Source organism: Streptomyces sp. NPDC054863 (assembly GCF_053610825.1).
This window is the reverse complement of the sequence record NZ_JBSGZD010000573.1, coordinates 1-1,204: the sequence shown is the minus strand read 5'-3', so window position 1 is coordinate 1,204 and position 1,204 is coordinate 1. Positions and strand designations below refer to the sequence as shown.

Sequence of the window (1,204 nt, the reverse complement as noted above, 5' to 3'; positions counted from 1 at the left end):
GGCGGGGAGGCCGCTGCCGTCCCGCACGGCCTCTGGTGTGCCTGGTCACCCGGCTGCTCGTGCCGGAGCGGTTCTTCGAGCGCGTGGTTCCTCTGGCGCAAGGGTGTCCCCCGATCGTGGGTGAGGGAACGTTTCTGCTGTTCCGGTGGGCACGACTGCGCGGGAGTGATCACGACGCCCCCGGACGTCGGGGTCCTCCCCCGAACACTCCTCTGGAAGTGGCTGCCGTGCTCCTCGTCATCGTCGTCGCCGTGCTGGCCCTGCTCGCCGGCCTCACGGCCAACCGCTTCCTGCGGCCCCTGCTCCTCTCCGAGGACGACGACACGGGCATGGGGGTCAAGGACCTGGTCGGTCCCCTGCTGACCCTGACGGTGCTGCTGCTCGCCTTCGTCCTCGTCACCGCCAACGGTTCGTACGGAAAGGCCGAGGTCGCCTCCCGCAGCGAGGCCCGCGCCCTCGACCAGCTCGTCGAGTCCGCCGAGTACGCGCCGGCGGCGCAGAAGGCCGAGATCCAGGCCGACGCCGTCTGCTACGCCCGCGCCGTACGCGAACAGGAATGGCCCGCCATGGCGGACGGCAACGGATCACCGGCACCCAGCGTGTGGTCCACCGACTTCCGTCGCGTCTTCCGCGAGGTGGAGGGCAAGCCCGTCTTCGGCATGCTGGTCGCGGCGGACAACAAGCGCTCGGACGAACGGGAAGAACGGCTCACCCAGGCCACGGCGAGCATTCCCAGCGCCATCCTCTGGTTCCTGCTCGCCACCCTGGTCATCACCGTGATCGCCCTTGGCATCTGCCTGCCCCGCAGGAACAACCGCGGCCAGATCCTCACCCTCACCGTGATCACCGCGCTGCTCACCACGACCCTGTGCATCATCCGCGACGTCGACCGGCCCTTCGGCGGCATCGTCGACGTGTCACCCACGGCGATCGCCGAGGTCGAACGGCAGGCCAACCGCGACTTCCTCGCCCGGCACCCCGCTTCCGGCATCCCCTGCGATGCCAAGGGCAGTCGGCGCACGACCTGAGCGGTGCCGGGCCCGGGAGAGCCGGACGAACGGAGCTCCAGGTCACCGACGTGGGGCCGGGCGCGTCTGCTCCGCCATGGATCTTCGAGCGGCCTCGGCGAGTGTGGCGGGCGCTTGTGATGCGGTGGTTCGTCGGGCGTCACGGCGGGGCCGCAGGCCGTTGTGTGCCTGCGGCC

At 70.6% G+C, this 1,204-nt stretch carries 1 protein-coding gene; it reads left to right on the top strand.

Annotated features, from left to right (window positions below; genetic code table 11):
• Positions 1–218: 218 nt before the first annotated feature.
• A complete protein-coding gene (locus ACWGIG_RS38995) occupies positions 219–1,028 on the top strand; it encodes a bestrophin-like domain (protein ID WP_453326455.1) in 810 nt (269 codons plus the stop codon).
• Positions 1,029–1,204: the final 176 nt, after the last annotated feature.